A 14,037-nucleotide genomic window follows, 5' to 3' on the forward strand; every position below is an offset into this window, starting at 1 on the left:
GCGTACTATATCACTAAGCGATATATCAATTTGTGATATAGAGGAGGAGCAGGAATGGATGAGGCCTTGTCAGATAGTGTTTACGCGATTTTGCTCGTATTGCTAAAACCCCAACATGGCTATGCCATTATGAAAGAAATCAGTGAAATAACTAATGGCTACATGGAAATTGGTCCAGCCAGCATGTATACGAATTTGAAAAAACTACAAAAAGCCGATTACATCACGTTACAAGAAAATTCTGATCGTAAGAAAGTTTATCAGATTACTACAAAAGGTCGAAAAGCTTTGGAACAAGATATTGAACGCCGGCGTCTTTTTTATGAAGCAGGGGCAGCGTTATTGGCAAAAAATCGGGAACTAAGCTAAATAAATTCAGCTTAAAGGTGCTATAGCGCCGATTTTTACAATCGGTTTGACAAGTTGGGAGGTAAAAAATGAAAATTGGGGACAAAAAGTATTTAGTAAGTCTTGGGGTAGCTTTTTATCCTGAAAAAGAGATGTTACGTTTGAATAAACAAGCTGAAGAAGGCTGGCATTTTGTCAAAATGAATAGCTTGGGCATACTGGTTTTTCAAAAAAGGATGCCACAAAACCTTACCTATAGTGTGGATTATTTTACGGGGTCAAAAGAAGATTACGCAGAATATATTGCCTTATACGAACATAGTGGTTGGCAACACGTCACAACTTTTATGAAACGTTACTGTTATTTTGTCAGTAATTGTCCTGCTGCTATTTTTACCGATGAAAAAAGTTATCAAACTCGTATCAGACAAGAATGGCGTCAGCAATTTTTGCAATCGTTGTGGGTCACACTTTTGGGCGTTCTTTTTTACTTAGCAGGCAACTTTTTCTTTGGGGGCAGCTTTGATAATTGGCCGATAATATATTTTGCCGTCACGCTTGTGGCGATCGCTTTTCCAGTAGTTTTATTGATGAGTATGGGAACGATAAAACTGCTCTATCAAAAAAGAACCAAATACTACAATAAACCAGAAAAATTTGCCAAAAAGCAAAATATTGTGCGAGATACAGTGGTGCTAATGATCTTAGGTGCAATTCTTGGGGGATCACTGGCTTTATTATTATAAATTCTGCCCGTAGCTGGCTTTATTTAGACCAAAAAAACGAGGAGTGAAAAAATGCTAACGGTTAAAAATTTGAAAAAAAGTTTTGGGGATTATACCGCAGTAAAAGATTTATCCTTTGAAATACAAGACGGTACGATTATGGGGTTAATTGGGCAAAATGGGGCTGGTAAAACAACCACTTTTCGCTTGATTTTGGATTTTTTAACTCCTGATGAAGGTGAAATTTTATGGAATGGTGAAAAAATTAGTAGTAAAGATTATGACATTATTGGTTATCTGCCAGAAGAACGGGGACTTTATCCCAAGGTCACCATTGAAGAGCAATTGATTTACTTTGCGGAGCTAAGAGGGAAAAAACGCAAAGATATTGTTCCTGAAATTGACAAATGGATGGAAAAGTTTGAAGTGAAGGGAAAGAAAACCGATAAAGTCAAATCTTTGTCAAAAGGAAATCAACAAAAAGTACAGTTAATTGCAACCTTAATTCACGAACCAAAATTGGTTATTTTGGACGAGCCTTTCAGCGGGCTGGATCCAGTGAATGCTGAGTTATTAAAAAATGGTATCATCGAGTTACGCCAAAAAGGTGCGTGTGTCATCTTTTCAAGTCATAATATGGATAACGTTGAGAAGATTTGCGATCATTTGATTATGTTGAAAAATGGCGAAACAGTTTTAAACGGAAAAGTGCGGGAAATCAGAGAATCTTTTGGACGGAGTAAACTGTTTTTGGAGTCCTCCTTGTCACAAGGTGACGTTCAAGCCATTGAAGGCGTAAAAGAGGTCGTAGTCCAAGAAGACAAAAGTTTAGCCATCACATTATCCAATCCAGATGCAGGCAAAGAAATCTTTATGCGAGCGACTCAAAACGGCTATATTCCAATGTTTAATCAACAACCGCCAACCCTAGAGGAGATTTTCAAATGGAAAGCAGGTGACAATCATGAGTAAGTTTTGGGTGATTGCTAAAGATGTCTATAAGAAAAATGTTAAATCAGTTAGTTTCTTAATTTTAATTTTGGCACCATTTTTAATGGGCGCATTTTATTACTTTACTGGCCAATTAGCTGGCAGTTCCGATGTCAATACCATTGGCGTCTACTCAGAGGATGCCGCTTTGGGACAAGCTTTTACCCAATTGGATCATAAAGATTATGATTTTAAAGTCGTCCCGTCAAAAAAAGCAGCGGAAAAAGACTTGGCAAAAGAAAAGCTGGATGCCTTTTTGGTTTTAACAAATAAAGGAGATAGTTTTTCAGGCGAAATCTTTACCGAATCTTCCTTAGGACAAACAACACAGCTGATGATTCAACAGCTATTGACGCAAATGCAGTCAAATGTGCGGGCCCAAAAGATGGGACTATCAGCCCAAGAGGTGGGCTCATTGAGTCAAACAGCCCAATTAACGACGCAAAAAGTTTCCTTTGATAAGTCTGGTACAATGACCTCAGAAGACGATCATAGCAGTTTGCAGATGATTGTAACCAATGTTTCGGCCATTATCTTGTTTATCTTTGTCGTGACGTATTCTAGTATTATTGCCCAAGAAATCGCTTCTGAAAAAGGAACACGAATTATGGAAGTGATTTTATCAAGTACCAAAGCCCAAACTCATTTTTATGGGAAATTAACCGGGGTCTTATTGGTTGCTTTAACACAGTTGTTAATTTATGGGCTTATGATTATTTTTGGGTATCAAAAATTCAAAGATATGGACATCGTCAAACAATTTTTAGGTGATGCATCTTTGGAATCTCTCTTTGGTCCATTTTTGATTTTTTCAGCGATCTTTGTAATCTTAGGGATTTTGTTGTACGCCGTTTTAGCGGCATTGTGTGGTTCTTTAGTCAACAAGGCAGAAGATACTTCAAAAGCGATTATCCCAGTCACTTATTTATCCATGGGAGCTTACTTTTTAGCCTTATTTGTCGGAATGTTTGATCCACAAAATATCGCGCTGAAAATTTGTTCCTATATTCCTTTCTTTTCATCATTTGCAATGCCAGTTCGTCTGGCTAATGATACAGCCAGCATTTCCAGTGCGATTGTTTCTGTCGTGATTTTAGCCGTCTTTACTGTTTTTCTTATGCTGATTTCATCGGGTTTGTACAAATCAAATGTCTTGGTTTACAACGAAAACGGCGTTATTGCAGCCTTGAAACAATCTTTAAGTATGATGAAAGCAGAAAAGAAGTAAGAAATTTAGGCAATTATCACACGGAATAAGTGAATAGAGTTGAGATTAATAAATAGCGTCACCCCTACTTTTTCTTCTAAAGTTGAGGCAAATTAAAAAGCAGCTTACTATTAGCTCGTTAACACTTAAGTTAGCGGACAAATTAGATAAGCTGCTTTTATTTAAAAGGATTTCATTCCCCTTTTTTTAGGCGAATTTATTAACAAAATACTCAAAAAATGCGCGTTCTTTTTCGATGGTGAAATAAGCCAACTCTGGATGCCACTGGACACCCATGACCGGGGATTTGACACTTTCAATTCCTTCAATGACTCCATCAGGTGCCGTTGCAGTTACGACAAATTCTGCTGCTAATTCGTCGATTACCTGATGATGAAAGGAATTAACTTGATAATTTTGCGGTAAAAATTCAGCTAAACGACTGTTCATATTAATTTCAACAGGATGGGTGGGAAGTTCAAATGGTGTTGGTACCTGTACGTGTTTTAAGAGGGGTTCTTTGGCTAAGCTTAAATCTTGTAGTAAGGTCCCACCAAAGGCGACATTTAATAACTGCATCCCACGACATACGCCGATAACAGGTTTGCCGGCCTTGACTGCTTCTTTTACCAGCGCCATTTCAAAGAGATCGCGTCTGTGATTGGTCGCACCTAATTTTTGGTGAGGTAATGCACCGTAACTTTCTGGGGATACGTCTTGGCCACCGGCTAAAAGTAATTTATCGATTTTTTGTATGTAGCTTTTTGCATCTTCAATTGTGCCGATGGGCAACAATAAAGGTAAGCCGCCAGCATTTTGAACACCAGTGACAAAGTTTTTTGGCGTGTAGCTAATCCAGTGACTATCAGTGTCTATCATGGTCTGTTCATTTGCGGCGATGCCAATAACAGGTTTCATTTTTCCACGTCCTTTATTTAAAAAAACTGTTACTAAAAGCAATGTCAAAGTAAAACACAAAAAAAGTCAGTAGTAGCTTTTCTTTTATTTCCTTTGCGCTTTTAGCACAGTTTTTTTATTTATTTATCCTTATTTTTCACGAATAACTTCGATTTTGTAACCGTCAGGGTCAACAACAAAATAATAAGAAGGTGCAGTACCAGGTAATCCTTTTAAGTCGGTTACATTATAATTATCATTTTTTTGTTTTTCATGTAATGCTTCTAAGTCGCTTACTGCAATGGCGATGTGGCCATAGCCATCACCTAAATCATAAGCAGCGTGATCATAATTATAGGTCAATTCTAATTCATAATCATCCCCAGGTAAGCTCAAGTATACTAAGGTAAATTTATTTTCGGGAAAGTTGCGGCGGCTTTTTTCAACAAAGCCAAAAGCTCCTTTATAAAAGGCTAAAGATGCCTCTAAATCTTTGACACGTACACATGTATGGGCCATTTTCATAAAAAATCAGTCCTTTCTCCTTGATAAAGATATCTTATCATAGGCCTTTAGCTGTGATAAGAAATACGCTTTAACTTGTGAAAGTATCTGCATTTGGGTAAAATGAATGAAATGAAAAGTGGAGGTTACAAAATGGAACCAGTGTTTGGGAAAAAGGAGTCAGATAAGCCTTATAAAGCGCGTTATGGCGCTTATGTGGTAGTGAGTCGTAATGAAGGACAAGAAGTAATTTTGGTACAAGCCCCAAATGGCGCCTATTTTTTACCTGGCGGCGAAATTGAAGGAACAGAAAACCACGTGGAAGCGATAAATCGCGAAATGTTAGAAGAGCTTGGCTTTGAAGTGACAGTTGGAGCGTATTTAGGGGAAGCGGTAGAATATTTTTATTCCAGTCATCGCGATACATATTTTTATCATCCCGGTTATTTTTACGTTGTCGACAGTTGGGAGAAAGTCGCTGAGCCGACAGAAAAAACCAATAACCTGACTTGGGTAACAGCAGATGAAGCGATGCTATTATTAAAGCGCGGCAGTCATCGCTGGGCAGTCCAAAAGTGGATGAAAAAATCTAATTAATTAAAAAAAGAAACAGGCTTTAGCAGTTTTTTTCGACTGACTGAGGTCTGTTTTTTTATCTGTAATAAAAATATAATTTTTCTCGCAGGAAAATACAGATTTCGTAAGCTTTTTTTACTTGTGTTTTTCAAATAGATGTTTGTTTAGCTGGGAAAATTGTGTTTTTATTGGAATTTTCGGTATAATAGACGGAGTTGTCTTTTGACAGTGTAAATTTTTACCGTCTGAATTGTTACAAGAAAAAGGGTAGCAACAATTTAAGTTGCAAGAATTTTTAGGAGTAAAAGGAGAAAAAGATGTTGAAACGTTTTTTTAGTTATTATCGTCCGTATAAAAAACTGTTTATTTTGGACTTTAGTTGTGCAGTTTTAGCCGGGTTACTGGAGTTGGCTTTTCCGGTAGCCGTCAATGAAGTGATCGATAAAATTATGCCGCAAAAAGAATTTCGAATTATTTTGTTGGCTTGTTTGACCTTATTTTTATTTTATATTTTGAATACGATTTTGCAGTATATTGTTGTCTTTTTTGGTCATAAGTTAGGGGTCAATATTGAAACAGATATGCGGCGTGAATTATTTGCCCACCTTCAAAGTCAGCCTTACGCGTATTATGACAATCAAAAGACAGGGAAATTGATAAGTCGGCTGACGACAGATTTATTTGAAATCTCTGAAGTGGCTCATCATGGTCCAGAAGATATTTTTATTACGATTATGACATTGGCAGGCTCGTTTTTACTGATGCTACACACCCATGTAAAATTAGCAATCGCAACTTTTGCTTTATTGCCCCTCATTACAATCGCTTTGGTTTTCTTCAATAAAAAAATGACGAAAGTCAACACGCGCATTTACGAAAATCTTGGTGAATTTAACGCTGGGGTGGAGGCTTCTGTTAGTGGTATTCGCGTTACGCAATCTTTTGGCAACGAGGATTTTGAAGCAGCACGCTTTGGCGGTTTAAGTGAAGCTTATCGGCAATCAAAAATCTTATTTTATCGGGTAATGGCTGTTAGTTCAGCCTATAATTATTTGTTAATCCGTTTAATTAATTTATTTACTTTAATTTTTGGGTCTTATTATGTGATTCAAGGGCAGCTAACCAATGGGCAATTTGTCGGTTTCATTTTACTGGCAAATGTCTTTGTCAGACCCATTGAAAAAGTGAATACGATGATTGAAAGTTATCCCAAAGGAATTGCAGGGTTTAAGCGCCTGACAGAAGAATTGGATAAAAAGCCAAGCATTGTGGATTCAAAGAATGCTAGGGTCGTTAAGGATTTAAAAGGCGACATTTTATACCAGGATGTTTCTTTTTCTTACGCAGAAGCAGGCAAGGTTTTAGATCACATTAATTTGACAATTAAGCCAGGGGAAACAGTGGCTTTTGTTGGCCAAAGTGGTTCAGGCAAAACGACGCTTTGTAACTTGTTACCTCGCTTTTACGATGTAACAGAAGGGGCGGTAAAAATTGATGGGATAGATGTTCGGGATATGACTTTGAGTTCATTGCGAAGTCAAATTGGCATTGTGCAACAAGATGTTTTCTTATTTCCTGGCAGCATTAAAGAAAATATCGCTTACGGGCGTTTGGACGCAAGCGACAAGGAGATTATGACAGCAGCGAAATTGGCCCATTTGGATAGTGTTTTAGCCCAGATGCCTGAAGGAATTGAGACGCAAATCGGGGAGCGGGGCGTCAAATTATCTGGTGGTCAAAAACAACGGGTAGCGATTGCCCGGATGTTTTTAAAAAATCCACCCATTTTGATTTTAGATGAAGCAACATCAGCATTAGATACAGAAACCGAACAAGTCATTCAAGAGTCTTTAAACTCACTTTCAAAAGGGCGGACAACTTTAATCATTGCCCATCGCCTAGCGTCAATAAAACACGCAACTAGAATTGTGGTAGTCAGTCCAGCTGGTATCTTACAACAAGGTAGCCATGAAGAATTAATGGCTAAAGGCGGAGCTTACCGCGCATTGTATGAAGCCCAGTTTCGCAAATAGATAAAGAAAAGCCAGACAGCTAGAAAAGCTGAAGGAATCGGGCAGGTATGAGCCATAAGATCTAAATATGCTAAAGCGGGCAAATCACTTTTTTCTTAGGAGAAATTCATATTTACTTTATAAAAAAACAGCGCCAGACAAGTTATCAGGACTTGTTTGGGCACTGTTTTTTTTTGTCTAGCTGAATTTTTCGATTGCTTCTTTGACGCCATCTTCATCGTTTGAAGCCGTGGTGATGTAATCGGCAACGGCTTTCGTTTTATCGACGGCATTTTGCATCGCCACACCGACACCAGCATACTCTAACATGGCCATATCATTTTCATTGTCGCCAATAGCCATAACTTCTGCTTGTTGAATGTTTAAATGTTCTGCCAGTTTCGCAAGTGCAATTCCCTTATTGGCGCCTTTGTGTAAGATTTCCAAGTAAAAAGGGGCACTTTTGACAATATTGTATTGTTCTTTAAAATCAAGGGGGAGTTGGGTAATGGCGTGATCTAAAATTTCTGGTTCATCAATCATCATCATTTTAATCATGTCGTACTCATTTTTTACCATCTCATCGGAAGTGCGGTATTTAATTGGCATGTGCACCAATGTTGATTCGTGAACGGTGTAGGGACTAATATCACGATTAGCTGTAAAAATTGCATCCACACCAGATACGTGAAAATGAAGCCCGAGTTTTTGTGCCATATAATTTACTTTTAAGTAATCGTTTTTCGTTAGGCTGGCAGAGAAGACGGTATGTTGGGTGGCAACATTTTGCACCAATGAACCATTATAAGTAATGACATAATCGTCAGCACTTAATAAATCTAACGTATTCAAGTATTCTTTTACCCCTGGTAAAGGACGGCCAGTGCATAAAACGATTCGTACCCCTTTTTTCTTTGCGCTTTGTAAAGCGGCTTTCACACCGGTTGTTAATTGTCCTGCGCTGTTTAACAAGGTGCCGTCAATATCAATAGCGACTAGTTTAATACTCATGAAAAAAATTCCTCCTAAACAAATAGCTGTATTCTTTCAGCTGCTTAAATTGCCAAAAAGTGGCAAGATCCGCTTTCTATTCTACTAAAAGAAAGCCCCCTTTTCTAGTGGTGAGAGAAAAGGGAGGCAAGTTTGGTCTTATTATTCGACTAATTCGCCATTTTTGATATGGCGGGCAAACGCTGCATACGTATCACTAAAAAGATCGTAATTATTTTGCAAGGAGCGATCTACCATTTCTTTAGGGAAATAATAGCGGTGATCGCCAGTTTTTTGTCCAGCGAGTGCTGCGACTAATTGGCTTACTTTTGAAAGTTCTACCAGAGTACCGTCATTTTGTTGCAATTCAATTTGCGTGCGGTGGACCCCTGATTTTGGTCGATAAAAGTCATAAGGTAAGTCATAGCTGGAATTAATCGCAGTATAGTATTTCGGATTATACCCGACTTCTTCCACCAGCTTGCATAGTTTTGTGATTAAGTCTTGTTGACCTTCTTTGAATTTTGCTGATTTTAATGGTTTTCTAGATAACCAGCGATTGGCTAAATCACTTAAAATAGCATCATCTTCGTCAACCCATTGAATAAAATAGGTAATTAAAACGCCATCGTCTAATTTTAAATAATCTGCTAGTGTAAAGTCTTCTTTTAAAAAAGGAATCAACAACTGGGAATGTTGCTGAAATACATCGGAATTTTCATTATATAATTCGTGGGCCCGATTTAATAAGTGTTCCAACAAAACTTCCATACTCCGGGAAACTTGGTGGAAATAAACTTGAACATACATTTGATAGCGACTGACGATATAGTCTTCGACCGCGTGCATCCCATTCATAGCAAAGGCAATCCCCCCTTCATAAGGGCGAATGACCCGTAAGATGCGGGTTAAATCAAAAGTGCCGTATTCGGTGCCGGTAAAATAAGCATCTCGTAATAAATAATCCATTCGATCGGCGTCAATTTGACTTGAAATCATTTGTACCACCTGCGGATTGGGATAATCATGGGTAATGACACTGGCGACTTTTTCTGGAAAACCAGGCGCAACCTTATTCAAAATTTGGTAAACCTCAGTTTCTGGCGAAGTGATAATTTCGACAGTGATCTTCTCATGATCTGTGTGGAAAATATGTTCAAAGGTGTGGGAAAAAGGACCGTGGCCCACATCGTGAAGCAGTGCCGCACATAAAGCGACCAAGCGTTCAGTATCATCCCAGCCGCCAGCACCAATTTTAGCAACAGAAAAATTTCGTTCAAAGATATCGCAGATGCGGCGGGTGATCTCGTAAACACCTAATGAATGGGAAAAGCGGCTATGCTCTGCCCCGTGGAAGGTAAAAGAAGACGTCCCCAATTGTTTCACGCGTCTTAGGCGCTGTACTTCTTTTGAGTTGATTAAATCCAAAACTACTTGATGTTGGACGTGAATATAATTATGAACGGGATCTCTAAATACTTTTTCAATTGGTAATTTTTGATCTTTATATAAGGTCATCATCGATTTACTCCTTTGTTTGATTTGGCAAAATTGTCTGAGGCTGCCCACTCTTTGGAAAAATTGATTTATAAGGAAGCAAGAATTTCATTACGGGCAATCATACGGCTTAGCTTTTCTGTATAGTCAGTTCTTTTTTTTGTTGCACGCAACCAATTCTGACTATCAACTTGAGTGATTTCTTCTTTGGTAAGTTGTGAAAAAGCATTTAAAAAGCGTGTTTTTGTTTGCTCAATCGTTAAATTATTTTTCATTACGGAACCGACAGTCGTCATACTTTCAGGATTTACCGGCGGATATCCGTCTTGTCCAAACTTCTCTGCTAAACTTGCACGATAAAAATCTTTAACCACTTGCCCACGCTCTTTTTGCGGGCCACTAACACTGAGATACATCATAATGGCGATACCGTCTTTAATTTTTCGTTGGGCGATACCGGCAATTTTTTTACCCGCGCAACTTAAGTCGTAAGTCCCCGGGCAATAAGAATCAAAAACTTCCCCAGTGGTAATCAAAAGCTCAGGAAAAGCGTGCTGTGTTAGTTGGAACATCTTCTCATAAGCAGAATCGGTCGTCTGTATATCGCGGGGAATAATAAGGGAAATATTTAAAATAGCAGGGTCACTAATGACGCCTAAACCACCAGCGCTGCGGACAACCGGTGGATAACCAGCCTGCTGTAGCGTTGTAACGCCAGCTTTTAAATGCGGCACCCGCGTATCTTTCATACCTAAAATCATGGTCTTTTCCAATTGCCAAAAATGCAATAGGGGCTGTTTTGTTTGACTGACATGTTCAATTAAGACGTCAGTTAAGGCAAAAGGCAATAGCGCCTGCTGATTGGGATAAATGGTTTGATCTAAACTTAAATTCATCGTCTAACTCCTAAATAACGCTTTTTTGTTACAGGTAAGTCTAATTTGGATAATCGTCTTACCCCGGGCGCTTTTTTGTTAAGCATTTCTAAATCACGTTTCCTTCATTATATACGAAAAAGCTCTGAAAAAATAACGGAAGGCCTTGAAATAGACGCAATGTTTGACAAAAAGGGTAAAACTGTGAAGAATGAAACTAAAGATGAAAAGCCTGCTTATAGTAAGCAGCACTTTTTGTGAGGATAGTGTGAAGTGGAGGATATAAAAATGGATTTAAAAAATGGCGTACCAGTTTCCATTCATTTGAAAACCAAAGTCAAACAACATGAAGAAATACAAGAATTTACTTTTGATTTACCAGGTCAGCTGGTAACCATTGGTGATAAGCTGTACATTCGTTATCAAGAAGTACAAGAAAGTGGCGAAGAAATTCCTGTTATTATTAAAATTATGCCAGATGGAACCGTGCAATTAACGCGATCTGGAGAAATGCGACTACGGCTAAAATTTGACTATAAGAAAAAATTAGAAACCAGCTACACAACACCTTATGGGGTGATGTATTTTGGGACGTTTACGCGTAATCTTCATGTTAGCTTGAAAGATCGCCCAATGTCTGGCACAATTTTTATTGACTATGATTTGTATATGGCCGATGAACGCGTAGGGGAATATCAGATCAGCTTAGATTTCACAGCATAATTTTGCGAAATAAATTGATTTTTTCAGTACATTTTTGTATGATAAAGCGTAGACTGCGAAAGGACGTGTCCTATTTTGGAAATTACAGTATTTGAAGGGGCAAACAAAAACGAGTTGTCCATGATTGAAGTGGCCCATGCGATTTTAGAGCAACGTGGCGACGTAATGGATTTTTCGGATTTAGTAAACCAAATCCAAACGTATTTGGGTAAATCAGATAGCGAGATTCGTGATTCATTGGCACAATTTTATACCGACTTAAACATTGACGGCAGCTTTATCTCATTAGGTGAAAACCGTTGGGGATTGCGTTCATGGTATGCCATTGACTCAATTGATGAAGAATTGTCTCATGGGCTTGATGAAGACGAAGAAGACACACCTCGTAAACGTAAACGTAAAAAGGTTAACGCCTTTATTAACGATGATGAGGATGCCATCGATTACAACGATGACGATCCAGAAGATGCCGATCCAGAAGATGAAGACGACAAAGAATTGTACGACGATGATGACGATGACGATGATGAAGAAATCTCTGCATATAACAGCGACTTACAAGAAATTGGCGCCGATGATAATTCTGATGACGAAGAAGAAGTACCCGGAAATATCGAAGAAGACTTAACCATTATCGACGATGACGATGATGATTTAGACGACTTTGATGACGAAGATGAAGACGAATAAAATTAAAAAATGCGAGGGTGAAGGTCAGATGACTTTCATCCTCGTTTTTTTTTAGTGTAGTGTCTTTACGCCTTTTTTTAGTGCTTGTGAAAAAAATCGTTTAATTTGCAAATCTTGGTTAAATACGAAATACTAAAAAAAAGGAGGGGCATATGGAAAATAAAAAAGACACCACCAACAACGAATTAGAGGATAAGAAAAAACAAGAAACTGTTTATGAAGACAAATTTTTTGAAAAAGGCCATCTCTGGTTAAAACTACGCACGATTATTTTAACTATTCTCGCCTGGTTGGGCGTAATTATACCCATTTATTGGACGCTCACTTCTACTTTGTTGCGCAATCATGTTAAAGTAAAAGCCGTTTGGAGTTATCAAGAAGGAATCGATACTTACTTCTTCTTATTAAAAGCTTTTGTCTTCTTTTTTATTGGGGCAACGGTTTTCACTGTGATCATGACACTACGAAGTAATCGCGAAATAAAAGAAAATTATAGTAAAAATTTTACGTACGATTTTGATGATATGTTAAAAAACGGCACGAATTGGATGATTTTTATACGGCGCGATTTGGTCCAAGTGACAAGCGTGTAAATACAAAAACGTATTCTGTGCCGGAAGAAAAAAATATTTCAAAAGCAGAGTTACAAGCTGTCTTTAAAAAGGAGAACAGTAAGTGAACATTATTCAGACTGGTCATGAATTTTTAGATATTGTTTTGAACGTTATTTTGTTTGTTTTATTTACTTATCCTATTTTAGGGGCTTTTATGTGGTTTATTGGGGTTATCTGCTATCGCTTTTTATTTAAATATCAAATTAAAAAGTTTAAAGAAATTAAAAAAGAAGAGCAGCCCTTTATTATGATCATGGTACCTGCACATAATGAAGAGGCAGTAATTGAAAAAACACTGGCTTATTTATTGCATCAATTATCTTATGAAAACTATGAAGTGTTAGTAGTAAATGATGGTTCCACCGATGATACCCCACAAATTCTGGCCGAGTTGGCTCGTAAAGAAGCGCGCTTGCGGGTTATCACAATTGAAAAAAACAAAGGAAAAGCGCATGCTTTTAATGTTGGCTTTGCTTTTGCACAAGGTGAATATATTTTAAGTAATGATGCAGATACAATCCCAGAACCAGATGCTTTAACTAAGTATATGAATTATTTTATGGAGTCCGGTGAAACCAATATCGGGGCAGTAACTGGGAATATGGATGTTTTAAATCGCTCAAAAATTATTGAAAAGGCCCAGACGGTTGAGTTTTCTAGTATTGTCGGTGTCATTAAGCGGAGCCAGCAAGGAACGCTAAATACCATGTATGCTTTTAGTGGAGCCAATACCATGTATCGTAAAACGGCGCTACTTGATGCGGGTTTGTTTCGCCAAGATCGCGCCACTGAAGATATAAGCATTGCTTGGGATGAACAGCTCTTAGGATGGTTACCGGTTTTTGCTCCGGATATTATGTTTTACATGATGGTCCCAGATACTTTAAAAATGCTTTATCGGCAACGCAAACGTTGGGCTAAAGGCGGCACGGAAGTTTGGTTGACCAATTTTCCTAAAGTTGCCTTACATCCAATCAAACACTTTAATCAGCTCGTTATGTTTATTGACCAAACCCTAAGTATTTTGTGGTCGCTTTTCTTTTGGTTTTCAAGTTTTATATTTATTGTGACATTGATTTATTTTCTTGTAACGCAAAATTATGAACGAATTTTTCATATGTTTGCAATGGCCTTTATCTTTGTTAATTTTCAGATGATTGCCGGCTTTTTGCAATTGGGTTCGGCACTAATTTTAGACGATCGCGGTCATAAATTACGCTATTTCGTCTTTGCTCCATTTTACATGTTGCTTTATTGGATGATGAATGCCCTCACCATCTTAACAACGCTAATTCCCGCCTTCAAGACAATTTTAGGCTATGGTAGTGGCACATGGGTGAGCCCAGAACGGAAAAAAAGTTGATAAAAAGTAAATAATAGAGAAAATCC

At 38.0% G+C, this 14,037-nt stretch carries 15 protein-coding genes; 10 read left to right on the forward strand and 5 right to left on the reverse strand.

Translation table 11 applies throughout. The annotated features are described in order from the left end of the window. Positions 1 to 54: 54 nt before the first annotated feature. The 4 genes from P3T75_RS03965 (at position 55) to P3T75_RS03980 (ending at position 3,291) form a co-directional block, all read left to right on the forward strand. Positions 55 to 369 (forward strand): PadR family transcriptional regulator, encoded by a 315-nt coding sequence (locus P3T75_RS03965; protein ID WP_282462274.1) that lies wholly within the window; start codon positions 55 to 57, stop codon positions 367 to 369. Positions 370 to 437: 68 nt separating this feature from the next. After that, positions 438 to 1,094 carry a DUF2812 domain-containing protein gene (locus P3T75_RS03970; RefSeq protein WP_282462275.1) on the forward strand — a complete coding sequence of 219 codons (657 nt, stop codon included), beginning with the start codon at positions 438 to 440 and terminating at the stop codon, positions 1,092 to 1,094. A 51-nt stretch (positions 1,095 to 1,145) separates the two neighbouring features. Then, entirely contained in the window at positions 1,146 to 2,045 is a 900-nt protein-coding gene (locus tag P3T75_RS03975; RefSeq protein ID WP_282462276.1) for an ABC transporter ATP-binding protein, read from the forward strand. Further along, positions 2,038 to 3,291, forward strand: coding sequence for an ABC transporter permease (locus tag P3T75_RS03980; protein WP_282462277.1), 1,254 nt, complete (start codon positions 2,038 to 2,040; stop codon positions 3,289 to 3,291). Before P3T75_RS03975 ends, P3T75_RS03980 begins: the two co-directional genes overlap by 8 nt. A 186-nt stretch (positions 3,292 to 3,477) precedes the next feature. On the opposite strand, the gene P3T75_RS03985 is transcribed toward P3T75_RS03980, so the two are convergent. Continuing rightward, complete coding sequence (locus tag P3T75_RS03985; RefSeq protein WP_282462278.1) at positions 3,478 to 4,188, reverse strand: gamma-glutamyl-gamma-aminobutyrate hydrolase family protein; 711 nt, start codon at positions 4,186 to 4,188, stop codon at positions 3,478 to 3,480. Positions 4,189 to 4,317: 129 nt separating this feature from the next. Beyond that, positions 4,318 to 4,692, reverse strand: coding sequence for a lactoylglutathione lyase (gene gloA, locus P3T75_RS03990; protein WP_282462279.1), 375 nt, complete (start codon positions 4,690 to 4,692; stop codon positions 4,318 to 4,320). Between the two features lie 132 nt (positions 4,693 to 4,824). Here gloA and P3T75_RS03995 point away from each other — a divergent pair, with 132 nt between their 5' ends. Both P3T75_RS03995 and P3T75_RS04000 read left to right on the forward strand, forming a co-directional pair. Further along, positions 4,825 to 5,268 (forward strand): NUDIX hydrolase, encoded by a 444-nt coding sequence (locus P3T75_RS03995; RefSeq protein WP_282462280.1) that lies wholly within the window; start codon positions 4,825 to 4,827, stop codon positions 5,266 to 5,268. A 296-nt stretch (positions 5,269 to 5,564) separates the two neighbouring features. Beyond that, a complete protein-coding gene (locus tag P3T75_RS04000; protein WP_282462281.1) occupies positions 5,565 to 7,280 on the forward strand; it encodes an ABC transporter ATP-binding protein in 1,716 nt (571 codons plus the stop codon). Between the two features lie 177 nt (positions 7,281 to 7,457). On the opposite strand, the gene yidA is transcribed toward P3T75_RS04000, so the two are convergent. The 3 genes from yidA to P3T75_RS04015 all read right to left on the reverse strand — a co-directional run bounded on the left by yidA (position 7,458) and on the right by P3T75_RS04015 (position 10,642). Further along, positions 7,458 to 8,270 carry a sugar-phosphatase gene (gene yidA / locus P3T75_RS04005; RefSeq protein WP_206905089.1) on the reverse strand — a complete coding sequence of 271 codons (813 nt, stop codon included), beginning with the start codon at positions 8,268 to 8,270 and terminating at the stop codon, positions 7,458 to 7,460. Between the two features lie 141 nt (positions 8,271 to 8,411). Next, positions 8,412 to 9,770 (reverse strand): HD domain-containing protein, encoded by a 1,359-nt coding sequence (locus P3T75_RS04010; protein WP_277988653.1) that lies wholly within the window; start codon positions 9,768 to 9,770, stop codon positions 8,412 to 8,414. Positions 9,771 to 9,835: 65 nt separating this feature from the next. Continuing rightward, positions 9,836 to 10,642 (reverse strand): lipoate--protein ligase family protein, encoded by an 807-nt coding sequence (locus P3T75_RS04015; RefSeq protein WP_282462282.1) that lies wholly within the window; start codon positions 10,640 to 10,642, stop codon positions 9,836 to 9,838. A gap of 267 nt (positions 10,643 to 10,909) precedes the next feature. Here P3T75_RS04015 and P3T75_RS04020 point away from each other — a divergent pair, with 267 nt between their 5' ends. The 4 genes from P3T75_RS04020 (at position 10,910) to P3T75_RS04035 (ending at position 14,011) form a co-directional block, all read left to right on the forward strand. Beyond that, positions 10,910 to 11,344 carry a DUF1934 domain-containing protein gene (locus P3T75_RS04020; protein WP_206905085.1) on the forward strand — a complete coding sequence of 145 codons (435 nt, stop codon included), beginning with the start codon at positions 10,910 to 10,912 and terminating at the stop codon, positions 11,342 to 11,344. A 75-nt stretch (positions 11,345 to 11,419) separates the two neighbouring features. Continuing rightward, positions 11,420 to 12,034, forward strand: coding sequence for a DNA-directed RNA polymerase subunit delta (gene rpoE / locus P3T75_RS04025; RefSeq protein ID WP_206905082.1), 615 nt, complete (start codon positions 11,420 to 11,422; stop codon positions 12,032 to 12,034). Positions 12,035 to 12,186: 152 nt separating this feature from the next. Next, a complete protein-coding gene (locus P3T75_RS04030; protein ID WP_282462283.1) occupies positions 12,187 to 12,627 on the forward strand; it encodes a hypothetical protein in 441 nt (146 codons plus the stop codon). Between the two features lie 82 nt (positions 12,628 to 12,709). Further along, positions 12,710 to 14,011, forward strand: a complete 1,302-nt coding sequence (locus P3T75_RS04035) for a glycosyltransferase family 2 protein (protein ID WP_282462284.1) — start codon at positions 12,710 to 12,712, stop codon at positions 14,009 to 14,011. Positions 14,012 to 14,037: the final 26 nt, after the last annotated feature.

This window comes from Enterococcus montenegrensis, assembly GCF_029983095.1.
Lineage (GTDB): Bacteria > Bacillota > Bacilli > Lactobacillales > Enterococcaceae > Enterococcus_C > Enterococcus_C montenegrensis.